The sequence below is a fragment of the Tropicimonas sp. IMCC34011 genome (assembly GCF_003390865.1).
Taxonomy (GTDB): Bacteria; Pseudomonadota; Alphaproteobacteria; order Rhodobacterales; family Rhodobacteraceae; genus Tropicimonas_B.
Genome location: NZ_QMEJ01000005.1, coordinates 423,409 through 447,654, shown reverse-complemented (window position 1 = coordinate 447,654; position 24,246 = coordinate 423,409). Strand labels below are relative to the sequence as shown.

Below are 24,246 nucleotides of genomic sequence, written 5' to 3'. Positions count from 1 at the left end.
CCGTCAGCCCCCGTTCCCTGCATCCTGATCCGCCGCACGCATCTCGAGTTGCGGACGCGCGACATGGTCGAAGCCTTCGGTGGGCCCGAGATTGGTGATCTTCACCACGGACAGACCGAACACGATGGCCGCGAAGCCGAGAAGAAGCGCGCCGACGCCGAAGTTCCGCCCGCGGCGGCGCTTGTGCAGCTCGTGCTCGGCGCGAATCATAGCCAGCCCCAGGCCGGCAGCACGCCGGCGGAGCGCAGCGACGCGTCGATGAGGAGCGCGCCGAACTGCAGGAAGAGGTAATAGAGCGACAGCTTGAAGAGCCCCTTCTCGGCCGCGAAATGATCCGCCTCCGCATCCGCCGTGCTGCGCCGGCTGACGATCCATGCGCCACGGATGAAGGCCGCGTTCAGCGCAAGGGACGAGACGAGATAGACCGGGCCGCCGATCGGCGTCGCCGCGATGGCGAGCGCCGGGACAGCGAGGATCAGGGCATAGGCGATGATGTGGCGGCGGGTGCTGTCCGGCCCGTGGGTGACGGTCAGCATCGGCACGCCGGCATCGGCATAGTCGCTCTTCACGAAGAGGGCGAGCGCCCAGAAGTGCGGCGGCGTCCAGAGAAAGACCGTCAGGAACAGCAGGATCGGCTCGAGGGACAGCCCCCCCGTGGCCGCGACCCAGCCGACCGCGGGCGGGAAGGCCCCGGCGGCCCCGCCGATGACGATGTTCTGCGGGGTCCAGCGCTTCAGCCACATCGTGTAGATGACGGCATAGAAGAAGATCGTGAAGGCGAGGAAGAGGCCTGCGGCGATGTTGGACGCAAGGCCCAGCATGACGACGGAGATGCCGGACAGGGCAAGTCCGAGGCCCAGCGCCTCCCCGGGCGACACCCGCCCGGACGGGACGGGCCGGCGCGCGGTGCGGCGCATCTTCGCGTCGATATCGGCATCCCACCACATGTTCAGGGCGCCGGCGGCCCCGCCGCCGACCGCGATGAAGAGGATCGAGACCGCCGCCACGAAGGGATGCACCGGAACCGGCGCCACGACGAGCCCGACCAGCGCGGTGAAGACGACGAGCGTCATCACCCGCGGCTTCAGGAGCGCGAAGTAGTCCCGAAGCTCCGGCTCGCCCGCGGCGGCGCCGGAGATCGGGGTGCTATGAAGGGACGCGTCGCTCATGCGCTGCCTGTCACTCCGCGGAAGCGAGGGTGCGGGTCGCGGGGATGCCGGCATATTCCTCGCGGGCGCCCTCGAGCCAGAGTTCGTAGTTCTCGGGGCTCACGACCTTCACGGTGATCGGCATGTAGGCGTGGCTGATCCCGCACAGCTCGGAGCACTGGCCGAAATAGACGCCCTCGACCTCCGGCTCGAACCACAGCTCGGCCAGACGACCGGGCACGGCATCCTGTTTCACGCCGAAGGCCGGGATGGTCCAGGAGTGGATCACGTCCGCGCCGGTGATCTGCATCACCACGGTGGCTCCGGTCGGAACGACGACAGCGGTGTCCGTCGCGAGCTTGAATTCGGCATCAGTATAGCCGGCCTCGGCGAGAGCGGCGCTCGTCTCCTCGGTCAGCATGTTCTGCTGGGCGGAGCCGATCATGTAGCTGTCGAACCCGATTCCCTCGTCGGGGTACTCGTACCCCCAGTACCACTGGTAGCCGGTCACCTTGATGGTGATGTCGGCCTCCGGGATTTCCTGCTGGTTGAACAGGACCGGGAGGGAGAAGGCACCGATGAAGACGAGGATCAGGATCGGAACGAGCGTCCAGCCGATCTCCAGCGGGGTGTTGTGGGTGAACCCGGCCGGCGTGGGGTTGCGGCGGCGGTTGTAGAGGACGAGCACGGCCGCGAGCAGCAGCGTGACGAACACGACGATGCCGCCGATGATCCACAGCAGCATGCCGTCGAGCCAGTGAATGTCCTGCGCAAGCGAGGTCGCGGCGGGCTGGAACCCGATTCCACCTTGCGCCGGTGCGCCGATGATCGGCAGACCCTCGGTGGCCTCGCTCATGGCGTCCTGTGCCCGCGCAAGACCGGGCGCCGCCAGTGCAGTGAAGGAAGCGGCAATAAAGCCGGTGAGGGTCGCTAACTTCATGGCTCTCTCATCCCGTACGTGGCGGCGCTGGCCTCGCGCCGGCCTAGTGCAGCCGTCCCCGGCGCAACAGCGCGGCGGACCGGCCCCTTGGTGTCTCCGGCGCTCTAGACCATATTACGCGAACCGTCTCAAGCGCCGGGTGTGGGACCCGGCGTCGCATGCGGCGGCGCGCCCTGCCCACGTCCGCTCCCGGGACGGCAGGGCAGATCCGACGCCCGACGACCATCACCTCCCGGAAGGACCCGTCCAATGCCCGATGATTTCCGCCCCTTCGACACGCGGCTCGACGAAGGCGCCGCCCTGTCGCTGCTCCGCAGTGCCACCGACGGCGCCGAGGACGGGGAGCTGTTCCTCGAGCGGCGCCGTTCAGAGGTCCTCGCCTTCGACGACGGACGCCTGAGGACCGCCTCCTACGATGCCGCCGAGGGCTTTGGCCTGCGCGCGGTGAAGGGAGAGACCGCGGGCTATGCCCACTCGACCGAGATCTCGGAGGCCGCCTTGAAGCGCGCGGCGGAAACGGCGCGGCTCGCCGTCGGCGATGGCGGCGGCGTCCTGGCGGACAGCCCCCTGCCCACCAACCGGAAACTCTACGGAGACGACGACCCGATCGCCGGGGCGAGTTTCGGCGTGAAAGTGGAGACGCTGCGGGAGATCGACGCCTTCCTGAGGGACCTCGATCCGCGCGTGGTCCAAGTCTCCGCCTCCGTCGCGGCGGGGCTTCAGGAGGTCGAGATCCTGCGCCCGGACGGGCTGCGCGTGGCCGATATCCGCCCCATGAGCCGGATCAACATCTCCGTGATCGTCGAGGAGAACGGCCGGCGCGAGCAGGGCGGCATGGGCGGCGGCGGCCGGGTGGGCCTGACCGGCCTGATTGCGCGGGACAGCTGGGAGCCGGTCGCGCGGGAAGCGCTGCGCATCGCCCGCGTGAACCTCCGTGCGGAGGCCGCTCCCGCCGGCGTGATGGACGTGGTGCTCGGGCCCGGCTGGCCGGGCATCCTGCTGCACGAGGCCATCGGCCACGGCCTCGAAGGCGATGCCAACCGCAAGCGGTCCAGCGCCTTCGCGGGCCTGATGGGGCAGCGTATCGCCGCGCCCGGCGTCACGGTGGTGGATGACGGGACGATCCCGGATCGCCGCGGCTCCATCACGGTGGACGACGAGGGCACGCCTTCGGGGCGTACGGTCCTGATCGAGGACGGTATCCTGAAAGCCTACATGCAGGACCGCCAGAACGGCCGGCTGATGGGAACCGGGAGCACCGGCAACGGACGCCGGGAGAGCTTCGCGCACACGCCCATGCCGCGGATGACGAACACGGTGATGCTGGGCGGCGACAGCGACCCCGCGGACATCCTGGCGAGCCTCGGGGACGGGCTCTATGCCGTGGGCTTCGGCGGCGGTCAGGTGGATATCACCTCCGGCAAGTTCGTCTTTTCCTGCACCGAGGCCTACCGGGTGAAGAACGGCAAGGTCGGCGCGCCGGTGAAGGGCGCGACCCTGATCGGGGACGGCGCGACGGCGCTCAGCCACATTCGCGGAATCGGCAACGACATGTCCCTCGATCCCGGAATCGGCAACTGCGGCAAGGCCGGTCAGTGGGTGCCGGTGGGCGTCGGCCAGCCGACGCTGATGATCGGCGGGCTGACCGTCGGCGGATCGGCGGCGGGCTGAGGGGTGCCGTCTGGGACGCCAGCGGAAAGGGTCTGGAGAAAGACCGGCGGCAGGCAGGAAGCCGGCTGACGTTAACTTGGGATTAACCGGAATCACGCTAGCCCTGTTCCTGCAAGAGACGGGGAGCGCCGGATGGACTTGTTTTCTTCCCCACCCCCCCTCGCACCACCCACCCCGGAAGGAGATAGGCTGGCGCGCCTCCGTCTCTTGCGCTCCCGGCGCGTAGGACCCAAGACCTACCGCCGGCTCCTGCATCAGAGCGGCGGCGATCCCCACGCCGCCCTCGACGCCCTTCCCGGCATCGCCCGGAAGGCCGGAATGGGGGAGTACCGCCCCTGCTCCCGCGGCGAGGCCGAGGCCGAGCTGGAGGCCGGCCGTGCCGCCGGCGCACGGCTGATCCACGAGGGCGATCCGGATTGGCCGCCGGGGCTGGCCGATCTCGCCGAAGCGCCGCCCATGCTCTGGGCCCGCGGTCCCGGACTACCCTGCCTCTTTCGGCGATCCGTAGCCGTTGTCGGCGCGCGGAACGCGTCGTCCCTCGGGCTGCGCATGGCGCGGAAGCTGTGCGGCGAGCTTGCGGCGGAGGGCCTGACCATCGTGTCCGGCCTTGCCCGCGGGATCGACGCCGAGGCCCATCGCTGCGCGTTGCAGACAGGGACCGTTGCGGTCGTCGCCGGCGGGGTGGACGTGGTCTATCCCAAGGAGAATGCGGAGCTGACGGACCAGATCGCGTCCTCCGGCCTCATCCTGTCCGAGATGCCCTGCGGCATGCGGCCCCAGGCTCGGCATTTTCCGCGCCGCAACCGGCTGGTGGCGGCACTCGCTGAGGCGGTTCTCGTGATCGAGGCAGCGGCACGGTCCGGCAGCCTGATCACGGCGCGCAATGCCGGTGAGCTGGGGCGGGACGTCCTGGCCGTTCCCGGCCACCCGCTCGACGGCAGGGCCGAGGGCTGCAACCTGCTCATCCGCGAGGGCGCGACGCTGATCCGGCGGGTGGAGGACGTCATGGAGGCGCTGACCCCGCTCTCCTGCCGGAAGGGCGAGACGGCGCGGGACAAGGGCAAGGCGGAGGCTGGTCCGACAAGGACCGCGCCCCCGGTCGCCCGGCAGACCCCCGATTCCGGCGAGGCCGTGGTCCGGACCCGCATTCTGGCCCTCCTCGGCCCCTCCCCCGTCGCCGAGGATCAGGTGATCCGCGATCTAGGCTTACCTGCGCGGCAGGTCGGCGCCGCGCTGGTGGCGCTGGAGCTCGGCGGCGAGGTGGAGCGTCTCCCGGGCGGCCTACTCGCCCGGCGCAAGGGCTAGCCGGCGCCGGCTTCGGTCATCGCACCCGCGCCGGCGTCAGTCATCGCATTGACAATGAGGCCGCCGCCGCCACATGGTCCGCCGCCATTCGCAAAGCCCCCGCAGGATTGATCCGCAATGCCAGTCGTCGTCGTCGAATCTCCGGCCAAAGCCAAGACAATCAACAGCTATCTCGGCAACGACTACACCGTCCTCGCCTCCTACGGTCACGTCAGGGATCTGCCGCCGAAGGACGGATCGGTCGATCCCGATCACGACTTCGACATGCGATGGGAGGTCGCGACCGACAGCAAGAAGCACGTCAAGGCGATCGCCGACGCGCTCAAGGACGACAACGAACTGATCCTCGCGACCGACCCCGATCGCGAAGGCGAGGCCATCTCCTGGCACCTCCTCGAGGCGCTCACGAGCCGCCGCGCGGTGAAGAAGGACACGCCGGTGGCGCGCGTCGTCTTCAACGCGATCACCAAGAACGCCGTGACGACCGCGATGCAGAACCCGCGGCAGGTCGACATGGAGCTGGTCCATGCCTACCTCGCCCGCCGCGCGCTGGACTACCTCGTCGGCTTCAACCTCTCTCCGGTCCTCTGGCGGAAGCTTCCGGGGGCGAAGTCCGCCGGGCGCGTGCAGTCGGTCTGCCTGCGGCTCATCGTCGAGCGCGAGATGGAGATCGAGGCGTTCCAGCCGCGCGAATACTGGTCCGTCGCCGCGGGCCTGACGACGCCGCGCGGCCAGGAGTTCGAAGCGCGCCTGTCGGTCCTCGGCGGCAAGAAGCTGGACCGGTACGATCTTGGCAACGCGACCGATGCCGAGATGGCGGTGCAGGCCGTCTCCTCCCGCGATCTCAAGGTGGCGAGCGTCGAGGCCAAGCCCGCGACGCGAAATCCCTCGGCGCCGTTCATGACCTCAACGCTGCAGCAGGAGGCCTCCCGCAAGTTCGGCATGGGCGCCCGGGCCGCGATGAGCACGGCGCAGCGCCTCTATGAGGCCGGTCTCATCACCTACATGCGGACGGACGGGATCGACATGGCGCCCGAGGCGGTCATGTCCGCCCGCGACGCGATCAAGGAGATGTACGGAGAGACCTACGTCCCCAAGTCGCCGCGGATGTACAAGAACAAGGCGAAGAACGCGCAGGAGGCGCACGAGTGCATCCGGCCGACGGACATGATGGCGCGGCCCGACAAGGTGCGCATCTCCGAGCCGGACCAGCGCAAGCTCTACGATCTGATCTGGAAGCGCACCATCGCCTGCCAGATGGAAGCGGCGCGGCTCGAGCGCACCACGGTGGAGATTGCGAGCGCGGACAAACAGGTCGGCCTCCGCGCCACGGGCCAGGTGATCCTCTTCGACGGCTTCCTGAAGGTCTACGAGGAAGGACGCGACGAGCCGGTCGAGGGTGACGACAAGCGGCTGCCGCAGCTGACCGAGGGCGACACGCTGGCCCGCGCGAAGGGCGCGCAGGAGGCCGCGTTCGAGAAGGCACGGCCCGAGAGCGGCTCTGGCGACGGGGCCGCGCGGGCCCACGCGGCGGCGGTCCTGTCGGACGATGCCTCCGTCATCGGCCTTCAGCACCACACCCAGCCGCCGGCCCGCTACACCGAGGCGACGCTGGTGAAACGGATGGAGGAGCTCGGGATCGGCCGCCCCTCCACCTACGCCTCCATCGTCACGACGATCCAGGACCGCGAATACGTCCGGAAGGACAAGAACCGGCTCATTCCCGAGGACAAGGGCCGGCTCGTGACCGCCTTCCTCGAGAATTACTTCCGCCGCTACGTTCAGTACGACTTCACCGCCGAACTCGAGGATCAGCTCGACCACGTCTCCGCCGGCGAGGCCGATTACAAGGATGTGCTGACTAACTTCTGGAAGGACTTCCACGCCGCGATCGAGGAGACCTCCGAACTTCGGATCACGGAAGTGCTGGACAAGATCAACGAGGTCCTCGAGCCGCATCTCTTCCCGCCGAACGCGGACGGGACCGACCCGCGCCTCTGCCCCAATTGCGGCGCGGGCAAGCTCTCGATGCGCACGGCGCGCTCCGGCGGCGCCTTCATCGGCTGCTCGAACTACCCGGACTGCCGTTACACCCGACCCTTCGGCCCTCCGGGGACCGAGGAGAGCGGGATCGGTCCGGACGGCAAGTACCTGGGCGACGATCAGGGCGACAAGATCACCCTGAGGGACGGGCGCTTCGGCCCCTACGTCCAGCGCGGCGAGCCGACGGAGGAAGAACCGAAGCCCCCGCGGGCCTCCCTGCCGAAGGGCTGGGCCGTCGAGGACATGGATCTCGGCAAGGCGGTCATGCTGCTGAACCTTCCGCGCGAGGTCGGCCCCCATCCGGAGGACGGCGAGATGGTCGTCGCCGGGATCGGCAGGTATGGGCCCTTCGTCCGCCACGGCAAGCTCTACGCGAACCTGCCGGAGGTGTCGGAGGTCTTCGAGATCGGGATGAACCGGGCCGTCGAAGTGCTGGCACAGAAGGCCGCCGGCCGCGGCGGGCGGGGTCGCGCGGCGGCCAAACCCCTGAAGGAGCTGGGCGATCACCCCGATGGCGGCGCGATCGCAGTGCTTGACGGTCGCTACGGGCCTTACGTGAAGTGGGAAAAGGTCAATGCCACGATCCCCAAGGGCACCGATCCGCAGGACGTGACCATGGAGCAGGCGCTCGAATGGATCGCCGAGAAGGCGGCCAAGAAGGGTACCAAGCGCAAGGCCCCCGCCAAGACGGCAGCCAAGAAGACGCCTGCAAAGAAGGCGCCGGCGAAGAAGCCTGCCGCAAAGTCCGCGGCGAGCAAGTCTACTGCGACCAAGTCGACGGCGGCGAAGAAGCCGGCTGCCAAGAAGCCGGCGGCGAAAAAACCCGCCGCGGAGAAGCCGTCGGACGAGTGAGACCCGGGCGAGGCGGTCCCTGCGGCTTGCATGGGAGCGCCGCCTTGCCGCAGGGTCGGATCGCAATGAGCTGATCGAGGCAACATGGACACTTGGGATCTGGACGGAATCCGGGTCGAGGATCCGCACGGCGCCTTCAGCCCGGCCCTCCGGCGGGCCATGGGCCGGGGCCGCTACGAACGACCGGAACGTCAGGCCGTCGCGGATCTTGTCCGCGCGGGCGACAGGATTCTCGAACTCGGCGCCGGCTGCGGCGTGATCGGCGTCGCTGCCGCACGGATCACCGGGCCGGACCGCGTCACCAGCATCGAGGCGAACCCGTCGATGGAGAGCACGATCCGGCATACGCACCGGATCAACGACTGCCCGGGGATCGACCTGCGCATCGGCGCAGTCGCAGCCGAGGGCGGCGGCACCGCCCCCTTCCACCTCTCGAGGGACTTCTGGGCGTCCTCCTTCGATCCGGAGACCCCGAACCTCACCGAGACCGTCTCCATCCCGCTGATCGGCATCGACGAGCTGGTCCGGGAGAGCGCCGCGAACGTGCTTCTGTGCGACATCGAAGGGGCGGAGCACGCGATCATCCCTGCCATGAACCTCGCGCCGCTCGACCTCGTGATCATGGAACTGCACCCTACTCCCGGAGGCCTTGCACGGATGGGCGCGCTTTTCGCCGCCCTTATCGGCGCGGGCCTCCATCCCGACATCGAGGCGGGGCGCACGCCGCGCGTCGCGATCTTCCGAAGGCCCTCCCGTGACTGACATGCCGCCCCTCGCCGTCGTCACCATGGTGTACGACGACGACGTCTATCTCGATATCTTCCTGCGCCACTGGACCCGTTTCCTGCCGCGGTCCAACATCTTCGTGCTGATGCATGCCAATTACGAGCGCTTCGAGGCGATGGCGGAGGGGTGCAACACGATGCGGATACGCCGCCCCGAGCCGAGTCCGGAGAGCGAGCAGCTGCGCTGGCGCATGGTCTCCCAGATCGTGAGCGGACTAACCTACCAGTTCGGCCGGGCGCTCTACACCGATGTGGACGAGATCATCACCGTCGATCCGGAGGTCGCGGCCTCTCCGGTGGAGTATATCTGCGGGCTGACCGATCCCGTCGTCGCGCCGATGGGGGTGGACCTCGTCCACGTCCCGGACCGGGAGCCCCTGCCCTACGATCCGGCCCGGCCGATCCTCGGGCAGCGGCGCTACTTCGCCTTCACCTCGTGGTACGCCAAGCCCTGCATCGTGTCCGAACCGATCCGGTGGGGGTCCGGCGGACACAATTGCAATCGCAAGTACGTCCTCGATCCCGCGCTCACGCTGTTCCACCTGCGCCTCTTCGACGAGGGCATCTACCGGGAGCGCGCCGACGCGCGGCTGAGCCTCGTGACGGACGATTCGACGGGCGATCTCATCCCCGGCCTCGGCGGTCGGACATGGCGCTCCGAGGGGGACCACCTCTCCCTCTACCGGCGCGATACGATGGACGAGGAACTCGCCAAGATCGAGAAGCCGGGGATGATGCGCAACGCGATGCAGCTCAAGAAGATGCACGACGATCTCTACATCCTGCACCACCGCGACAACAAACGCCTGCGCCGCCTGCCCAGCCGGTACGAGGGCGTTTTCTGACGCGACGGAAGAGCTTCGCGCCCGCGCCGCACGGGGCCATGCCGCCCCGGCGAACAAACGGGGGCCGTCGTTGACTTGGCTTGGCGACGCTGTGAATATGCCGCCCGCGGCAAGCTCAAGGGACGCGGAATGAAAAAAGTCTACGACACCGCCTTCGACGCGCTCGACGGCCTCCTTTTCGACGGGATGCTCATCGCGGCGGGCGGGTTCGGCCTCTGCGGCATTCCGGAACTCCTGATCTCGGCGATCCGCGATGCGGGGACGAAGGACCTGACCGTCGCGTCGAACAATGCCGGCGTGGACGATTTCGGCCTCGGCATCCTCCTCGAGACGCGGCAGGTGAAGAAGATGATGAGCTCCTATGTGGGCGAGAATGCCGAGTTCATGCGGCAATACCTGTCCGGCGAGCTCGAGCTCGAATTCAACCCGCAGGGCACGCTCGCCGAACGGATGCGCGCCGGCGGCGCCGGCATCGCCGGCTTCTACACAAAGACCGGCGTCGGCACCCAGATCGCAGAGGGCAAGGAACACAAGGACTTCGACGGGGAGACCTACATCCTCGAGCGCGGGATCTTCGCTGACCTCGCCATCGTCAAGGCATGGAAGGCCGACGAGACCGGAAACCTCGTCTTCCGCAAGACCGCGCGGAACTTCAATCCGCCGGCCGCGATGTGCGGACGTGTCTGCGTCGCCGAGGTGGAGGAAATCGTGCCGCGCGGCGAGCTGGACGGGGACGAGATCCACCTGCCCGGCGTCTATGTCCATCGCCTGATCCAGGGTGATCACGAGAAGCGTATCGAGAAGCGCACGACCCGCGCGGCGTGATCCGGCGCCGACGGAGCGGTCCATGACGCGACATCGATCCGACGGACATTCGATCAGCGTCGCTGATGCGCCGGACCTTACCGGATCGCTGGACGTCACCGGCGGCGCGAACGGCACCATCGTCACGGTCGACATTCCGCGTGTCGGCCCCATGAAGACAACGTAGCGACTAGGTAGGAGATCCCATGCCCTGGGACCGCGATCAGATGGCCGCCCGCGCCGCGGCCGAACTCGAAGACGGGATGTACGTGAATCTCGGCATCGGCATCCCCACGCTGGTGGCGAACTACATTCCCGACGGCGTCGAGGTGACGTTGCAATCGGAGAACGGAATGCTCGGCATGGGCCCCTTCCCGATCGAGGGCGAGGAGGATCCCGACCTCATCAACGCTGGCAAGCAGACCGTGACGGAGATCGACAAGACCGCCTATTTCGACAGCGCGACCTCCTTCGGGATGATCCGGGGCGGCAAGATCGCGATGGCGATCCTCGGGGCCATGGAAGTCGCCGAGAACGGCGATCTCGCGAACTGGATGATCCCCGGGAAGCTCGTGAAGGGGATGGGCGGCGCGATGGACCTCGTCGCCGGCGTGCGCCGCGTGATCGTGGTGATGGACCATCAGAACAAGGCCGGCGAGAGCAAGCTGCTCAAGTCGTGCACGCTGCCCCTGACCGGCACCGGCGTCGTGAACCGCGTGATCACCAACCTCGGTGTGCTCGATGTGGTCGAGGGCGGGCTGAAGATCGTCGAGATCGCCGACGGCGTGACCGAGGACGACATCCGCGCCGCCACGGAGGCGCATATCATCTGACCCGCCGCACCGCGCCCCGGGCTCCGGACGGCGTGGCCGATTTGCATGTGGTCCGGGCGCGCGCGCCCGCCGACCTTTCGCCGAACGCGCGTTCGCGACATATGGAGCCATGGCCGCTTCCCGGCTACAGATCCGCCCGATGACCACGCCTCCGCAAGATCTCAAGCCCCGCCGACGGGGACGCTTCGGCATCCGCCGCGCCGGAACGACGATCGTCACGATCCTCCTCGTCGGCGCGGTCATCGCGGGATTCGTCGCGATGGCCACGGCGACGGGCTGGGAGGACTCCTTTGCGCAACTCGGAAAGCTGGAGTTCTGGCAGATCGCCGTGCTGCTCGGCCTCACCGTGGCCAACTACATCTTCCGCGGCCTCAGGTGGTACGTCTTCAGCCGCGCGCTCGGGCTGCCGAGGGGCCGCCGCCGCGATGCGCGTCATTTCGCGGGCGGCCTCGCGATGACGGTGACACCCGGCCGTCTCGGCGAGGTGATCCGGCTGCGCTGGCTCGCGCGGGAGACGGGATGGCCGATGGACCGCACAGCGCCGCTCATCCTGGTGGATCGCGCCGCCGACCTTGCCGCGATGGCGCTCATCCTCGCGGGCATGCTGGCGCTGTCCGCCGCCGGGATGGCCGGAGCGGTGCCGGCCGCCATCATCGCCGCGATCGTGGCCGTGGTGCTCACGCGGCCTTCGGTGATCGGCGGGCTCGTCACGTGGAGCTACCGGGTCCTCGCCGTCCGCCCGCGCCTCTTTGCCCGCGCCCGCTCCGCCGCCCGCTCCCTACAGCGCTTCTCCTCCCCCCGCGTGTTCATCCCGGGCGTGCTCTACGGCACGATCGGATGGGCCATCGAGGGGGTAGAGCTCTATCTCATCCTGACCTGGATCGGCGCCGATATCGGCCTGCCCTCCGCCATCGGCATATTCGTCTTCGCGACCTTTGCCGGCGGCCTGACCGGAGCGCCGGGCGGCCTCGGCGGTGCGGAAGCGTCGATGATCGCGCTGATGCGGCTGCAGGGCGTCGCCATGGGGCCGGCGATCGCCGCGACCGCCGTGATCCGCCTGACGACCATGTGGTTCGCCGTCCTGATGGGCCTCGTCGTGCTGCCCTACGCGGAGCGCGTGTCGCGCCGGATCAAGCGGGAGCGCGAGGCAGAGGCTCTTCCGACCCGCTAGCCGCCTGCCGCGGAGACGCGGAAGACGCAGCCATCCGAGATGTATAGCGGCGGTGTCACACACAGGCCCTTGGCCACGCTCCACGCCGCCAGCACCTTCGGCACGTAATCCCGCGTCTCGGCATAGGGCGGCACGCCGTCATGCTCCCTCACCGCGCCTTCGCCCGCATTGTAGCCGGCGAGCGCAAGGAGCGGATCGCGTCCGAACTCCGACAGGAGCCAGTCGAGATAGGCGACGCCGCCACGGATGTTCTGGGCGGCATCACGGGAATCGGTGACGCCGAAGCGCGTCGCGGTGTCCGGCATGAGCTGCATGAGCCCCGTCGCGCCGGCGTGGGAGACGGCATCGGTCCGCCCCGCGCTTTCTACCCCGATCACCGCAAGCGCGAAGGCGGGGGAGACCTGCGTGCCGATGGTGGCGCGCAGGATGTCCGTCCCATGCCGCTCGGCTATGGTCTGGAGATGCTGGAGGCGCGGACGGCGCACGGAAGAGCCTTGCGTGGAATCGAGCGCGGCGAGAGCGGCGTCGAGCCGGCCGGGGCCGATGCCGTCGAACCCGGGGGACAGCTGCGTCCAGAACCACGCATGGGCCGCGGGCTTGGCCGGGCTCGGGACCGCGCCGGGAGCCGGGGCGTCGCCGACCGCCGATTTCTCCGGCAGTGCCGGCCGCGCGGCCAGAAGCGCGCGCTGCTCCTCGGGGTCGATCTGGATGGTGATGCGCCGGCCCGCGACAGGCGTGCCCACGCGCACGCGCTTGAAGGTGAAGTCCTTCGGCGGCGGCGGCGAAGGCAGGGCGGCGGCCTCCGAAACGAGGGGCTGCGGAGCCGTTCCTGCGTCGTCTTGGGCGGCCACGGATCCCGCGCAGAGGATCAGCACGATGGGCCAGGCGGTGTGGAGTGGCGACATGGGCCCCTCCTTTTCTGGGAATCTCGTCGGAGGAAAGGTCGCGCGACTCAGCCCCGCCAGGCCAGCCAAAAGAGGCAACCGGCCCGGATTCGCGACAGAATCTTGCCAATATGCACCGCTCGGTTCGCCGCCTGACGCCGAGAATCGCCCATATATCCATTATAAACAGATGCTTATATGATATTTCAGGTTTTACTCCCGCGGCTAAGAAATGGACGGATAGACGACAAAGTCGCGCCTCAATCCAAAGGCTTATTGGCGTCATGCCGAGACGGACACCGAGGCGGTTGAGAGAGAACCGCTCAGGCACCGACCCCGCCGAGGCACCGTAACATCGAGCAACCACGCGACCGAAAATTGAGGATTACCCAAATGAAACTCGTCAACCTGATCAAGACCTTCCGCGCCGACGAAGATGGTGCCGTCACCGTCGACTGGGTCGTCCTGACCGCCGCCATCGTGGGCATCGGCATTGCCGTTCTGACCGTCGTCTCCACCGGCGTGGACACGCTTGGCGATGGCATCGAAACCGATCTGACGACTGCCGGATCGATCGGCGACGGCGACGGCTGATCAGTCTTGGTAAGTCACCGTGCGGCCCCCGGGGTCGTACGGACAATACAAAGGCCGCTGCGCCGAAACATGCGCGGCGGCCTTCTTTCGTAATATCACGCGCGAAGCCGGTCCGCTCGTAGAGCCCGGATGATGCGGTTCCGGCCGTTGCAAGGAGCAGCCATGAAACTGTGGCTATTGAAAGCGCTGCGAGACGACACCGGCGCAGTGACGGTCGATTGGGTCGTGCTGACCGGAGCCATCATCGTGATGAGCATCGGCGCGGCCATTCTGGTGACCTCCGGCGTGTCCCCCTTCATCACGAAGATCGCCGGGCTTCTCGCCGGCGGCTGACCGCTCTCCCCCGTCTTGGAGACAACTAGAGCCCCCCTGCCACGGGACCTCGACACGTCGCCTCCGATTGCACGCCCCGGCGTCGTAACCACCAAAGGAACAGGATCCATGCGTATCGTCTTCGCTCTCGTCCTTCTCGCGGGGCTCGGCCTTGCCGGGTTCGCGGTGTACCTGTCCCAAGGCTTCATCGCCAACATGAGCGCCGAGCGCGACGCGCTTCTCGCCGCCCAGCGGGAGATGCCGGCGACGGTGAGCGTCATCGTGACGTCCGCCGACAAGAAATACGGCGAGCAACTCACCGAAGAGGACGTGAAGACCGTCGTCTGGCAGAAGGATAGCTTGCCCGAAGGTGCCTTCACGGAGATGGACGCCCTGTTCCCCGAGGGCGAGGCCGCGCGCTACGTCGTCAGTGCGATGCAGGCGTTCGAGCCCGTCCTTGCGGCGCGGATCACCGAGCCGGGCGAGGATGCCGGGATCACGTCCCGTCTCGAGCGTGGCAAGCGCGCCTTCGCGATCAGTGTGGACGTTTCCTCCGGCGTCTCCGGCTTCCTTCGCCCAGGCGACCGGGTGGACATCTACTGGACCGGAACCTCCGGCAACCGCGGCGTGACGAAGCTCATCGAGACTGGCGTGAAGCTCATCGCCGTCGACCAGACATCCGATACCGGCCGCACCTCCCCTGTCATCGCCCGTACCGTGACGGTCGAGGCCTCTCCGCAACAGGTCGCCTCGCTCGCCCAGGCGCAGAGCACGGGCCGTCTCGTCCTCTCCCTCGTCGGCGCCGAGGACACGACTGTCGCAGACGTGATCGAGGTGGATCAGAAGACGCTGCTCGGCATCGTCGAGGAACTGCCTCCCCCGCCGGAGGAGGTCGAGCGGGTCTGCACCACCAAAGTCCGCCGCGGCAACGAGGTCGTGCAACAGCCGATCCCCTGTACTAACTGACGAGAGGGATCGCCCGGGCCGCAGGCGATGGCGGCACGAGGCGAGGCACGTTCGCAGCGCCTCCACGGGGTGTTGCCGCGGGGACATAAACTCCGCCTCCCAACTCCCTGATTGTTGCATGCAAATCGTTTTGCGCGCAGCCTCGGGAGAAAGCAGGCAAAAGACCTGCTCCTTTTTTCGCGTGATCGAGAGGCGGATCACTATGGCTTTCACGAGCATGTACAGGGCGGGCCGTCTCGGCCTCGCCCTCGCCGCCGGCGCACTGGTGATGGCTCCGGGCGCGGCCTCGGCGCAGGCGCTGCAGATCCAGGGCGGCACGCTCCAGCGCGCGCTCAACGTCCCGATCAACCGCGCCGTCGTTGTCGAAAGCCAGCGGCCCTTCGCCGAACTGTCGATCGCCAATCCCGGTATCGCGGACATCTCCACCCTGAGCGAGACGTCGATCTACGTCCTCGGCAAGACGCCGGGGCGGACGACGCTGACCCTCCTCGCCCCCGATGGCACGCTGATCACCAATGTCGAGGTCGTGGTGACGGCGGATGTGTCCGAGTTGAAGGAACGCCTGCGGGAGGTCCTGCCGGGCGAGCCGGTCGAGGTGCGGCCGGCCAATGACGGGCTGGTCCTTTCCGGAACCGTGTCCAGCGCCCAGATCATCGACCGCGCAATCGATCTTGCCAACCGCTACGCGCCGGGCCGCATCTCCAACCTGATGAACGTCGGCGGCACGCAACAGGTGATGATGAAGGTCCGCTTCGCCGAGATGAACCGCTCGGTCTCGAAGAGCCTGTCGGCGAGCCTCGCGGTCAACGGCATCAGTTCGGACGGCAATGTCGGCGTCGCCGGTGGCAATGGCACCTACGTGGCCGGTGACAATTTCGGCAACCTGTTCGACGGCAGCTCCGCCACCGGCACCCAGCTCGGCAGCGGAACGCAGGGCGCGATCTCGATCGGCGTCGGGGCCGGGAACGTGGAATTCGCCGTGCTCCTCGAGGCGCTGGAGAGCAAGGGCTTCGTGCGCACCCTCGCCGAGCCGAATCTCACGGCGCTCTCGGGCCAGGCCGCCAGCTTCCTCGCCGGCGGCGAGTACCCCGTCCCGACGGCCGATGCCGACGGTAACGTGCGGGTCGAGTACAAGCCGTTCGGCATTCAGCTCGAGATGACGCCGCGGGTCACGGGCAGCAACATCAACCTGCGTCTCTCCGCCGAGGTCAGCGGGATCGACCGGTCCATCGGCTATACCGATGCGGGCTTTACCGTGAACGGCTTCCGGACCCGGTCCACCTCGACCACGGTCGAGCTGATGGACGGGGAGAGCTTCGCCATCGCCGGCCTGCTCCAGGACGATTTCCAGGACAGCACCTCCGAAGTGCCGTGGCTGGGGGACATTCCCGTCCTCGGCGCGCTCTTCCGCTCCGCCTCCTACCAGCGCAACCAGTCGGAACTCGTGATCGTCGTCTCGGCTCATCTCGTGACGCCGACGCGGGGCGACACGCTGGCGCTGCCGACCGACCGGGTTCGCCCGCCGACCGAACGCGAGCTGTTCCTGGGCGGCAAGGACGCGGCCACGCGCCGGCCGATCACCGGGGGCGCGGGCGAGGTTGCCCGGCAGGATTTCAGCGGCTCTTACGGCTACGTGATGGAGTGAGCGACATGCGCTATTCCGACTGGACCATCCCGGCACTTCTGTGCGCCGCGGCGCTGTCCTCCGCCTGTGCGCCGGAGGCCCGGCGGGACTTCGACGACGAGGCCGGCGCGTTCCTGGATCAGGGGGATTTCGGCATGGCGACCCGAAACAATCACCTGCAGATGACCTGCCGCCGCGTGACGACCGCCACCATCTCGAAATATGGCCAACCTTTGTCCAGCGGCTGCCCCGGCCGCGTGCAGGACGGCAAGTACGCCCTCTTCGCCTACACGGAATCGATCCGCAGCGCGACGGAGCAGCATGGCCCGGTCCCGTATGACGATTCCGCGCATCTGCCCTCCGGCGGCGGCCGCGGAGGCAAAGGCAGCGGCGGTTGAGGCCATTCGGCCCGCGCGGGTGAGCTTTTAGCCTGCGCTCATCCGGTTGAGCGCAAAAGGGTGCTGCATCGCGCAGGCATGACCGGAAACAATCATCACAATTTCCCCATGACCCTCCGGCGGCTTCGCACAATGACGACAATCCGGCCCCAATTTCGCCGGGTTCAGCCCGGAAAACCGAGGCTGAGGACAGGTGCGACCGCGTGAGCGGCTCAGCGCCAGCCGGAAACGATCCCGGACGATCCGGAAGAAGGGTTTGAGGCCATGACGACGAGCAGTGCAGCCTTGCAGCCGGAACCGGCGCCGATCTCCGCCTGCACCATCAGCAGGGATGTGCAGAACTTCGATCTGCTGATCGAGGACATGGAGACCGAGCTTGGCGAGAACTGGGGGGACCTCTCGCTGGGGGACGGTCTGACCTTTCTCGGGCAACCGGACGCCGGGTCCCTCGAATTCGTCGTCGTTGCCATCGACGATCAGGACGAGGAGAGCGAGACGCTCGTGGGTGACGTGATCCGCGCTGCAGGGCGGCGCGACATCGCCGTGCTTCTCGTGGCGAAGGACGTGCGGCCGACCGCGCTGCACCGCCTCTTGCGCATCGGGGCCCGCGAATTCCTCCCCTACCCGCTTCCCGAGAATGCCCTTCACGAGGCCATCGACCGCATTCGGACGCCGGAGCTGCCGCACGCCGAGCCCGGTGGCCCCGATGCCGCGGCCGCCGCCCCGCGCGCAGGCAAGGGCGACCGGGACGGCGCGATCCTCGCGGTGCATGGCCTCGCGGGGGGCGTAGGCGCGACGACCTTCGCGGTGAACCTCGCATGGGAACTGGCCGGTCAGGGCCGGAAGAAGGAAGAGCCGCCCAAGGTCTGCCTCATCGATCTCGACCTGCAGTACGGCTCCGTCTCCACCGCCCTCGACCTGCAACGGCGGGACGTGGTCTACGAGATGCTGGCCGATACCGGCGCGATGGATGCGGACGTCTTTCACGGCGCGCTTCAGACCCACTCCGAGAAGCTGCATGTCCTGACCGCCCCGCCGGACATCCTTCCGCTGGATCTCGTGGCTCCGGAGGACATCGCCGCCGTTCTGGACATGGCGCGCGCGCATTTCGACTTCGTCGTCGTGGACATGCCGAGCACACTCGTCGCATGGTCCGAAACCGTGCTGCACGCGGCGGACGTCTACTTTGCCCTGATCGAGCTGGACATGCGATCGGCCCAGAACGCGCTGCGCTTCAACCGGCTCCTGAAGGGCGAGGACCTGCCCACGGAGCGCATCCGCTACGGTCTCAACCGCGCGCCCAGGTTTACCGACCTGCAAGGCAAGTCCCGTGCCAGACGCCTCGCCGAAAGCCTCGACATCACGATCGAGCTGCAATTGCCCGATGGCGGGCGGCAGGTGACGCAGTGCAACGACCAGGGGGAGACTCTGGCCGAGGGCGCGAAGAAATCGCCCCTGCGCAAAGAAATCCTGAAACTGGCCACCTCCCTCCACGATATCGCCAGAGTTCGCGCCGAAAGCTGACGCTCCATCCGCCCGGAGGCGACCCGATGTTCTCGAAATACAAGAAGCAGCGCCCCGCCCCCGATACGGTCGCGCCGCAGCGCCCGGAAACCCCGCAGCAGGCGAAAGCGGCAGCGCCCGTTCCTGCCGAGACGCCCCGCCCCCCGCGGCGGGCGATGGAGGCCGCACGCCCCAGGATCGCCGCGCAGGCCGCGCCAGAGGACAGGGAGAAGAAGCGGAAGGAGAAGTTCTCCGAGATCAAGGTGGAGGTGCACAAGCGCCTCCTCGACAGCCTGAACCTCGCCGCGCTCGAAACGGCCACCGAATCGGACCTGCGCGCCGAGATCTCCGCCATCGCGCAGGAGAGCCTCGAGGAGATGTCGATCGTCCTCAACAAGGAGGAGCGGGCGACTCTCCAGAACGACCTCTACAACGAGGTGACCGGTCTCGGCCCTCTCGAGCCCCTGCTGAAGGACGACACCGTCAACGACATCCTCGTCAACGGCCCACGGCAGATCTTCGTGGAGCGCGACGGCAGGCTGGAGCTGACCGAGATCACCTTCAAGGACGAGCGGCACCTGCTGCGGATCATCGACAAGATCGTCTCCGCCGTCGGCCGCCGGGTCGACGAAAGCAACCCTTACGTGGACGCCCGCCTCTCGGATGGCTCCCGTTTCAATGCCATGGTTCCGCCGATCGCGGTGGACGGCTCGCTCGTCTCGATCCGGAAGTTCAAGAAGGAGAAGCTCGGGATCGACGATCTTGTCCGGTTCGGCGCCTTCACGGACGACATCGCCGCCTATCTCGAAGCCGCCGTCGCCTGCCGGCTGAACATCATCGTCTCGGGCGGAACCGGTTCGGGCAAGACGACGACGCTCAATGCGCTCTCCTCCTTCATCGGCAATTCGGAGCGTATCCTGACCATCGAGGACACCGCCGAACTCCAGCTTCAGCAGACCCATGTCGGCCGAATGGAAAGCCGCCCGGCCAACGTCGAGGGGCGGGGCGCCGTCTCCCAGCGGGACTGCCTGAAGAACGCCCTGCGGATGCGGCCCGACCGCATCATCGTCGGCGAGACACGCGGCGAGGAGGTGATCGACATGCTCCAGGCCATGAATACCGGCCATGACGGCTCGATGACCACGATCCACGCCAACTCCGCGCGGGACGGGATCTCCCGCCTCGAGAACATGATCGCGATGGCCGGCATCGAGATGCCGCTCAAGGCCGTCCGCAGCCAGATCGCAAGCGCCGTGAACCTGATCGTCCAGGCCAGCCGCCTGCAGGACGGCTCCCGCCGCATGGTCTCGGTCACCGAGATCACCGGAATGGAGGGGGAGGTCATCTCGATGCAGGAGATCTTCCGCTACGAGCGTCAGGGTCTCGGGCCGGACGGCAAGATCATCGGCCGGTTCAACGCATCCGGCGTGCGGTCCTACTACGCGGATCGCTTCAAGCAATGGGGGTACGACCTGCCCGCCAGCATCTACGATCCGATTGTCGGATAGAACGGGCGCATAATGACCATCTCGGCAGAACCGCTGATCTACGGGCTCATCTTCATCGCCGTGCTGGCGATGGTGGAGGGCATCTATCTCACCGTCTTCGGCAAGTCGATCAGCCTCAACAGCCGGGTGAACCGCAGGCTCGACCTGCTGGAGAAGGGCGGACGCCGCGAAGAGGTGCTCGAACAGCTCCGCAAGGAGATGAGCCAGCACATGAACGCGAGGGGCATCCCACTCTACGCGATTCTGGCGGACAAGGCGCAGAAGGCCAACATCGCCTTCACGCCGATCCAGCTCATCGCGGTGATGGCGCTTCTGAGCGCGATGGCCTTCGTCGGCCTGAGCGTCGCCACCGAGGCGGGGCTCGCCGTGCGCATCGTTGTCGCGATCGCGATGGGGGTAGGCGGGGTCTACACCTGGGTGAACAACAAGGCGAAGAAGCGCCTCGGCCTCATCGAGGAGCAGCTTCCGGACGCGGTCGAGCTGATGGTGCGCTCGCTGCGCGTCGGTCACCCCTTCTCCTCCGCCATCGGCATCGTCGCGAGGGAAGTCGCCGATCCGCTCGGCTCCGAGTTCGGCGTGATCGCTGACGAGGCCGCCTACGGACGGGACATGTCGGAAGCCCTGAAAGCCTTCGCCGAACGGATGGACATGCAGGATCTCCGGTTCCTCGCCGTTGCGGTGACGATCCAGCAGCAATCGGGGGGCAACCTCGCGGAGATCCTCGACGGGCTCGCGAAGGTGATCCGCTCGCGCTTCAAGCTCTTCCGCAGGGTGAAGGCGATCACGGCGGAGGCGAAGTGGTCGGGAATGTTCCTCTCGGTCTTCCCTGTCCTCGCGCTGATCGCCATCAACGTGCTTCAGCCGACCTACTATGACGCGGTCAAGGAAACCTCGCTGTTCATCCCGGCCTGCCTGGTCGTCGGCGCGTTCCTCGTGGTCAACGTGATCTTCATGAAGATCATGGTCAACATCAAGGTCTGAGGGCGCTCATGGACTTTCTCGATACCATCAACGACGCCCTCGTGGATCGCTTCGGCGTTCTCGGGCCGCTCTACGCCATCGGTCTTCTCGGCGTGCTGCTCATCGCGTTGTCGCTCCCCGTCTTCCTCGCCCGCAAGCAGGATCCGCTCGACCGGCTGAAGGAGGAAACCCGCACTCGCAGGACTGCGCCGGACAAGGACGCGCCGAAGGGTGGCAAGGCTCTGAGGCAGGAGCGCAGCCGCGCCACCGAGAAGCTCGACAAGTACGCCACCTTCCTCGAGCCGCAGGACGCTGAAGAGATGTCCTCCGCACGTCTGACCATGATGCGCGCGGGCTATCGTTCGAAGGCCGCGGTGCGCGCGTTCCACGCCGCGCAGTTGATCCTCGGCCTCGGGTTCCTCCTGCTCGGCTGTCTCGCCGCCGTGCTGAAATCGGCCAATGGCGACGCCTCGATGCAGTCGATGATCCTCTACGTCCTGATCCCGGGCGCCATCGGCTACTACCTCCCTAAGTACTGGGTGCAGCGCCGCCTCCAGTCCCGGCAGCAGGAAATCGTTGAGGGGTTTCCGGATTCGCTCGACATGATGCTGGTGTGCGTCGAAGCGGGGCAGTCGCTCGAACAGGCGATCATCCGCGTCAGCAAGGAAACCCGCGCGGGCTACCCTGCCCTCTCCGAGGAGTTCGAGATCGTCAGCCACGAGATGAAGGCCGGCAAGGACAAGGTCTCGGTCCTGAAGGACATGTCCGCCCGCTGCGGTGTGCCGGACGTCTCCTCCTTCATCACCGTGCTGATCCAGTCCGCCTCCTTCGGCACGTCCATCGCCGAAGCGCTGCGGATCTTCGCCGCCGAGATGCGGGACAAGCGCGTGATGCGGGCCGAGGAAAAGGCAAACGTCCTGCCCACCAAGCTGACGCTGGGCACGATGATGTTCACCGTGCCGCCGCTTCTCATCATCCTGATCGGCCCGTCCATCTACGACATCTACGTCATGATGATCCTGAACGGCTGAGTCCCCGGCCCGGGGCCCTCTCGCGAGAACGTGGGCTTGGCGTTCCGCCCGCTTGAGGCGATGGTCAGGGCGATGATGCGCCGCCAGCTTTCTCTTTTCCTCCTCGCCTTCGTGCTCCTCTCCTGCGGGCGGGGGCAGGAGGACATGCGCCTCGGCTCCGAGATCGAGGGGCCGGCCGCCCCGGAGGGCACGCCCGAGGTTCAGGACGCCGTGGACGGGCTCGTCGTCGGGCACAGGCTGATGGCGGCGGGGTATTTCGAGTTGGCGCTCAAGGCCTATTACCGCGCCGCCGCCGAGCAGGGGCTCAACGTGGACACGCTCTCGGCCATCGGTTCGGCCAATCTCAAGCTGGGGCGCCTCGGACAGGCGGAGCGCCTTCTGCGGCGTGCCATCGAGGAGGACGAGACCTTCCCGCCGGCATGGAACAACCTCGGCGTCGTGCTCATGGAACAGGGCGAGACCGGCGAGGCCGCGCGCACCTTCCGCACCGCCTTTGCCCTCGACAGTGGCCAATCTGCCCAGATCCGCGAAAATCTCCGCCGCGCACTCGCCCTGCTGGAGAATCCTGCCTACGCTGAGGAAAACGAGAATTACGACCTGGTGCGCCGGGGGAGCGGACAATACCGCATCCTGGCGACGCCCTGAGGCAGAGCGAGCAAAAAGGACGCAGTTCATGCGCCACCCGATCCTTGCGATCCTGGCCTTCGGCGGGGCGGCCCTTCTGGGTGCCTGCGGCGAGAAGGGCAGCGACGTGGACCGAGCGGTCCAGAGCGTCAACGCCATCGACGAGAACAACCTCTCCGACATCATGCTGTCGGTGGCCGATCCCGCAGAGGCTGTCGCCTACTTCAAGCGCGCAACGGCCGAGAAGCCGGAACGGATCGATCTGCAGCGCAATCTCGGCAAGGCGCTGGTAAAGGCGAACCTGAACGTCGAAGCCGCGGGCGCGTGGTCCAGGGTGACGACCATGGCCGGCGCGTCCGCCGGGGACCAGGTCTCCTACGCCGATGCGCTCATCCGCGCGGGCCAATGGGACAAGGCGGAGGCGGTCCTCGATGCCGTGCCCCCCACCCACGAGACCTACACGCGCTACAAGCTCGAGGCGATGATCGCCGACGGCAACAAGGAATGGGCAAAGGCGGACAGCTTCTACGAAACCGCCGTCGGACTGACCACGCGGCCGTCCGGCGTTCTCAACAACTGGGGCTATTCGAAACTCTCGCGGGGCGAGTATCTCGAGGCCGAACGCCTGTTCGGCGAGGCGATCAAGTACGATCCCGGTCTCTTCACCGCCAAGAACAATCTCGTCCTCGCCCGCGGGGCCCAGCGCCGCTACCAGCTCCCCATCGTCGATGTGAACCAGACCGAGCGGGCACAGCTTCTGCACACGATGGCGCTGACGGCGATCAAGCAGGGTGATGTGGAGATCGGCAAATCCCTCCTTCGCGACGCCATCGACACCCATCCGCAGCATTTCGAGGATGCCGCGCGGGCGCTGACGGCGCTCGAGGGCGCGCGGAGCTGAACCGGTGCTCGCGACGCCGGCCGAGGCCGCGATCGTCTTCCTGATCCCGATGCTGCCGATCTGCATCTGGGTGGCGCTGAGCGACCTGCGGCGCATGAAGATCCCGAATCGCGCCGTGCTGGCCGCCCTCGCGGTCTTTGCCGTTCTGGGGCCGTTCGTGCTCGATTTTGGGGATTATGCCGGGCGATGCCTCCATGTCGCCGTGGTCATCGTGCTCGGGTTCCTGCTGAACCTCGTCAGGCTTGTCGGCGCGGGCGATGCCAAGTTTGCTGCCGCCATGGCGCCGTTCGTCGCGCTGGCGGACCTCTTCGCCTTCATCCAGCTCCTGGCGCTCGTCCTCATCGTCGTCTTCGCCCTCCACCGCGGGCTTCGCTCGATCGGTGCGGTCCGCCGCGCCTTGCCGGGCTGGGAAAGCCTGACGCGAAAGGACTTTCCGATGGGGCTCGCCCTCGGTCCCGCGCTCGCGCTTTACCTCGGGTTTGCCGCGGCCTGGGGCGTTTGAGGCGCCGGCCGGAGAAGCGGCGCGGAAGGTCCATCATTCGGC

Annotated in this window: 25 protein-coding genes; 21 read left to right on the top strand and 4 right to left on the bottom strand. The window is 67.4% G+C overall.

Features of this window, described 5'->3' with window-relative positions; all coding sequences use genetic code 11:
• Window positions 1-3 precede the first annotated feature (3 nt).
• The 3 genes from DQG15_RS16485 to coxB are packed head-to-tail and all read right to left on the bottom strand — an operon-like array spanning window position 4 to window position 2,088.
• Window positions 4-210: a hypothetical protein gene (locus tag DQG15_RS16485; protein WP_116087153.1), complete on the bottom strand. Its 207-nt coding sequence runs from the start codon at window positions 208-210 to the stop codon at window positions 4-6.
• A complete protein-coding gene (gene cyoE, locus DQG15_RS16480) occupies window positions 207-1,169 on the bottom strand; it encodes a heme o synthase (RefSeq protein WP_116087151.1) in 963 nt (320 codons plus the stop codon). Before cyoE ends, DQG15_RS16485 begins: the two co-directional genes overlap by 4 nt.
• Before the next feature lie 10 nt (window positions 1,170-1,179).
• Window positions 1,180-2,088, bottom strand: coding sequence for a cytochrome c oxidase subunit II (gene coxB / locus DQG15_RS16475; protein WP_116087149.1), 909 nt, complete (start codon window positions 2,086-2,088; stop codon window positions 1,180-1,182).
• 249 nt (window positions 2,089-2,337) lie between these two features.
• Between coxB and DQG15_RS16470 the strand changes: the two genes are divergently transcribed.
• The 9 genes from DQG15_RS16470 to DQG15_RS16435 all read left to right on the top strand — a co-directional run bounded on the left by DQG15_RS16470 (window position 2,338) and on the right by DQG15_RS16435 (window position 12,397).
• The gene (locus DQG15_RS16470) at window positions 2,338-3,759 is read left to right on the top strand and encodes a TldD/PmbA family protein (protein WP_116087147.1); all 1,422 of its coding nucleotides are present in this window, start codon (window positions 2,338-2,340) and stop codon (window positions 3,757-3,759) included.
• Between the two features lie 132 nt (window positions 3,760-3,891).
• Window positions 3,892-5,064 carry a DNA-processing protein DprA gene (gene dprA, locus DQG15_RS16465; RefSeq protein ID WP_116087145.1) on the top strand — a complete coding sequence of 391 codons (1,173 nt, stop codon included), beginning with the start codon at window positions 3,892-3,894 and terminating at the stop codon, window positions 5,062-5,064.
• Window positions 5,065-5,181: 117 nt separating this feature from the next.
• Window positions 5,182-7,959 (top strand): type I DNA topoisomerase, encoded by a 2,778-nt coding sequence (topA, locus tag DQG15_RS16460; protein ID WP_116087143.1) that lies wholly within the window; start codon window positions 5,182-5,184, stop codon window positions 7,957-7,959.
• A gap of 84 nt (window positions 7,960-8,043) precedes the next feature.
• A complete protein-coding gene (locus DQG15_RS16455; RefSeq protein WP_116087141.1) occupies window positions 8,044-8,721 on the top strand; it encodes an FkbM family methyltransferase in 678 nt (225 codons plus the stop codon).
• A complete protein-coding gene (locus DQG15_RS16450; RefSeq protein WP_157969028.1) occupies window positions 8,714-9,589 on the top strand; it encodes a hypothetical protein in 876 nt (291 codons plus the stop codon). Before DQG15_RS16455 ends, DQG15_RS16450 begins: the two co-directional genes overlap by 8 nt.
• Before the next feature lie 129 nt (window positions 9,590-9,718).
• On the top strand, window positions 9,719-10,414 hold the full coding sequence (locus tag DQG15_RS16445; RefSeq protein WP_116087137.1) for a CoA transferase subunit A: 696 nt from the start codon (window positions 9,719-9,721) through the stop codon (window positions 10,412-10,414).
• Window positions 10,415-10,436: 22 nt separating this feature from the next.
• Window positions 10,437-10,580 carry a hypothetical protein gene (locus DQG15_RS18270; protein ID WP_157969027.1) on the top strand — a complete coding sequence of 48 codons (144 nt, stop codon included), beginning with the start codon at window positions 10,437-10,439 and terminating at the stop codon, window positions 10,578-10,580.
• A 19-nt stretch (window positions 10,581-10,599) separates the two neighbouring features.
• Window positions 10,600-11,226: a CoA transferase subunit B gene (locus tag DQG15_RS16440; RefSeq protein ID WP_116087135.1), complete on the top strand. Its 627-nt coding sequence runs from the start codon at window positions 10,600-10,602 to the stop codon at window positions 11,224-11,226.
• A gap of 139 nt (window positions 11,227-11,365) precedes the next feature.
• A complete protein-coding gene (locus DQG15_RS16435) occupies window positions 11,366-12,397 on the top strand; it encodes a lysylphosphatidylglycerol synthase transmembrane domain-containing protein (RefSeq protein ID WP_157969026.1) in 1,032 nt (343 codons plus the stop codon).
• Here DQG15_RS16435 and DQG15_RS16430 read toward each other — a convergent pair.
• Window positions 12,394-13,302 (bottom strand): lytic transglycosylase domain-containing protein, encoded by a 909-nt coding sequence (locus DQG15_RS16430; RefSeq protein WP_116087130.1) that lies wholly within the window; start codon window positions 13,300-13,302, stop codon window positions 12,394-12,396. The two genes, DQG15_RS16435 and DQG15_RS16430, sit on opposite strands and share 4 nt — an antisense overlap.
• A 372-nt stretch (window positions 13,303-13,674) precedes the next feature.
• Between DQG15_RS16430 and DQG15_RS16425 the strand changes: the two genes are divergently transcribed.
• The 12 genes from DQG15_RS16425 to DQG15_RS16375 all read left to right on the top strand — a co-directional run bounded on the left by DQG15_RS16425 (window position 13,675) and on the right by DQG15_RS16375 (window position 24,204).
• Window positions 13,675-13,875 carry a Flp family type IVb pilin gene (locus tag DQG15_RS16425; protein WP_116087128.1) on the top strand — a complete coding sequence of 67 codons (201 nt, stop codon included), beginning with the start codon at window positions 13,675-13,677 and terminating at the stop codon, window positions 13,873-13,875.
• A 162-nt stretch (window positions 13,876-14,037) separates the two neighbouring features.
• A complete protein-coding gene (locus DQG15_RS18440) occupies window positions 14,038-14,208 on the top strand; it encodes a hypothetical protein (protein WP_198665177.1) in 171 nt (56 codons plus the stop codon).
• Between the two features lie 108 nt (window positions 14,209-14,316).
• Window positions 14,317-15,153 carry a Flp pilus assembly protein CpaB gene (gene cpaB, locus DQG15_RS16420; RefSeq protein ID WP_116087125.1) on the top strand — a complete coding sequence of 279 codons (837 nt, stop codon included), beginning with the start codon at window positions 14,317-14,319 and terminating at the stop codon, window positions 15,151-15,153.
• Window positions 15,154-15,355: 202 nt separating this feature from the next.
• Window positions 15,356-16,798 (top strand): type II and III secretion system protein family protein, encoded by a 1,443-nt coding sequence (locus DQG15_RS16415; protein WP_116087123.1) that lies wholly within the window; start codon window positions 15,356-15,358, stop codon window positions 16,796-16,798.
• Between the two features lie 5 nt (window positions 16,799-16,803).
• Window positions 16,804-17,175 (top strand): hypothetical protein, encoded by a 372-nt coding sequence (locus DQG15_RS16410; RefSeq protein ID WP_116087121.1) that lies wholly within the window; start codon window positions 16,804-16,806, stop codon window positions 17,173-17,175.
• A gap of 264 nt (window positions 17,176-17,439) precedes the next feature.
• Complete coding sequence (locus tag DQG15_RS16405; RefSeq protein WP_116087117.1) at window positions 17,440-18,699, top strand: AAA family ATPase; 1,260 nt, start codon at window positions 17,440-17,442, stop codon at window positions 18,697-18,699.
• 26 nt (window positions 18,700-18,725) lie between these two features.
• Window positions 18,726-20,186, top strand: coding sequence for an ATPase, T2SS/T4P/T4SS family (locus DQG15_RS16400; RefSeq protein WP_116087115.1), 1,461 nt, complete (start codon window positions 18,726-18,728; stop codon window positions 20,184-20,186).
• A 12-nt stretch (window positions 20,187-20,198) separates the two neighbouring features.
• Window positions 20,199-21,167, top strand: coding sequence for a type II secretion system F family protein (locus DQG15_RS16395; RefSeq protein ID WP_116087112.1), 969 nt, complete (start codon window positions 20,199-20,201; stop codon window positions 21,165-21,167).
• Window positions 21,168-21,175: 8 nt separating this feature from the next.
• The gene (locus DQG15_RS16390; RefSeq protein WP_116087110.1) at window positions 21,176-22,177 is read left to right on the top strand and encodes a type II secretion system F family protein; all 1,002 of its coding nucleotides are present in this window, start codon (window positions 21,176-21,178) and stop codon (window positions 22,175-22,177) included.
• A 75-nt stretch (window positions 22,178-22,252) separates the two neighbouring features.
• Window positions 22,253-22,822: a tetratricopeptide repeat protein gene (locus DQG15_RS16385; RefSeq protein ID WP_370454196.1), complete on the top strand. Its 570-nt coding sequence runs from the start codon at window positions 22,253-22,255 to the stop codon at window positions 22,820-22,822.
• Window positions 22,823-22,850: 28 nt separating this feature from the next.
• Window positions 22,851-23,702, top strand: coding sequence for a lipopolysaccharide assembly protein LapB (locus DQG15_RS16380; RefSeq protein WP_116087108.1), 852 nt, complete (start codon window positions 22,851-22,853; stop codon window positions 23,700-23,702).
• Window positions 23,703-23,751: 49 nt separating this feature from the next.
• A complete protein-coding gene (locus tag DQG15_RS16375; protein ID WP_116087285.1) occupies window positions 23,752-24,204 on the top strand; it encodes a prepilin peptidase in 453 nt (150 codons plus the stop codon).
• Window positions 24,205-24,246 lie beyond the last annotated feature (42 nt).

Excerpts from the sequence above, each read along its gene's own strand:
- DQG15_RS16485 (WP_116087153.1), bottom strand. The coding sequence starts at position 210 with ATGATTCGCGCCGAGCACGAGCTGCACAAGCGCCGCCGCGGGCGGAAC.
- cyoE (WP_116087151.1), bottom strand. The coding sequence starts at position 1,169 with ATGAGCGACGCGTCCCTTCATAGCACCCCGATCTCCGGCGCCGCCGCG.
- coxB (WP_116087149.1), bottom strand. The coding sequence starts at position 2,088 with ATGAAGTTAGCGACCCTCACCGGCTTTATTGCCGCTTCCTTCACTGCA.
- DQG15_RS16470 (WP_116087147.1), top strand. The coding sequence starts at position 2,338 with ATGCCCGATGATTTCCGCCCCTTCGACACGCGGCTCGACGAAGGCGCC.
- dprA (WP_116087145.1), top strand. The coding sequence starts at position 3,892 with ATGGACTTGTTTTCTTCCCCACCCCCCCTCGCACCACCCACCCCGGAA.
- topA (WP_116087143.1), top strand. The coding sequence starts at position 5,182 with ATGCCAGTCGTCGTCGTCGAATCTCCGGCCAAAGCCAAGACAATCAAC.
- DQG15_RS16455 (WP_116087141.1), top strand. The coding sequence starts at position 8,044 with ATGGACACTTGGGATCTGGACGGAATCCGGGTCGAGGATCCGCACGGC.
- DQG15_RS16445 (WP_116087137.1), top strand. The coding sequence starts at position 9,719 with ATGAAAAAAGTCTACGACACCGCCTTCGACGCGCTCGACGGCCTCCTT.
- DQG15_RS18270 (WP_157969027.1), top strand. The coding sequence starts at position 10,437 with ATGACGCGACATCGATCCGACGGACATTCGATCAGCGTCGCTGATGCG.
- DQG15_RS16440 (WP_116087135.1), top strand. The coding sequence starts at position 10,600 with ATGCCCTGGGACCGCGATCAGATGGCCGCCCGCGCCGCGGCCGAACTC.
- DQG15_RS16435 (WP_157969026.1), top strand. The coding sequence starts at position 11,366 with ATGACCACGCCTCCGCAAGATCTCAAGCCCCGCCGACGGGGACGCTTC.
- DQG15_RS16430 (WP_116087130.1), bottom strand. The coding sequence starts at position 13,302 with ATGTCGCCACTCCACACCGCCTGGCCCATCGTGCTGATCCTCTGCGCG.
- DQG15_RS16425 (WP_116087128.1), top strand. The coding sequence starts at position 13,675 with ATGAAACTCGTCAACCTGATCAAGACCTTCCGCGCCGACGAAGATGGT.
- DQG15_RS18440 (WP_198665177.1), top strand. The coding sequence starts at position 14,038 with ATGAAACTGTGGCTATTGAAAGCGCTGCGAGACGACACCGGCGCAGTG.
- cpaB (WP_116087125.1), top strand. The coding sequence starts at position 14,317 with ATGCGTATCGTCTTCGCTCTCGTCCTTCTCGCGGGGCTCGGCCTTGCC.
- DQG15_RS16415 (WP_116087123.1), top strand. The coding sequence starts at position 15,356 with ATGGCTTTCACGAGCATGTACAGGGCGGGCCGTCTCGGCCTCGCCCTC.
- DQG15_RS16410 (WP_116087121.1), top strand. The coding sequence starts at position 16,804 with ATGCGCTATTCCGACTGGACCATCCCGGCACTTCTGTGCGCCGCGGCG.
- DQG15_RS16405 (WP_116087117.1), top strand. The coding sequence starts at position 17,440 with ATGACGACGAGCAGTGCAGCCTTGCAGCCGGAACCGGCGCCGATCTCC.
- DQG15_RS16400 (WP_116087115.1), top strand. The coding sequence starts at position 18,726 with ATGTTCTCGAAATACAAGAAGCAGCGCCCCGCCCCCGATACGGTCGCG.
- DQG15_RS16395 (WP_116087112.1), top strand. The coding sequence starts at position 20,199 with ATGACCATCTCGGCAGAACCGCTGATCTACGGGCTCATCTTCATCGCC.
- DQG15_RS16390 (WP_116087110.1), top strand. The coding sequence starts at position 21,176 with ATGGACTTTCTCGATACCATCAACGACGCCCTCGTGGATCGCTTCGGC.
- DQG15_RS16385 (WP_370454196.1), top strand. The coding sequence starts at position 22,253 with ATGCGCCGCCAGCTTTCTCTTTTCCTCCTCGCCTTCGTGCTCCTCTCC.
- DQG15_RS16380 (WP_116087108.1), top strand. The coding sequence starts at position 22,851 with ATGCGCCACCCGATCCTTGCGATCCTGGCCTTCGGCGGGGCGGCCCTT.
- DQG15_RS16375 (WP_116087285.1), top strand. The coding sequence starts at position 23,752 with ATGCTGCCGATCTGCATCTGGGTGGCGCTGAGCGACCTGCGGCGCATG.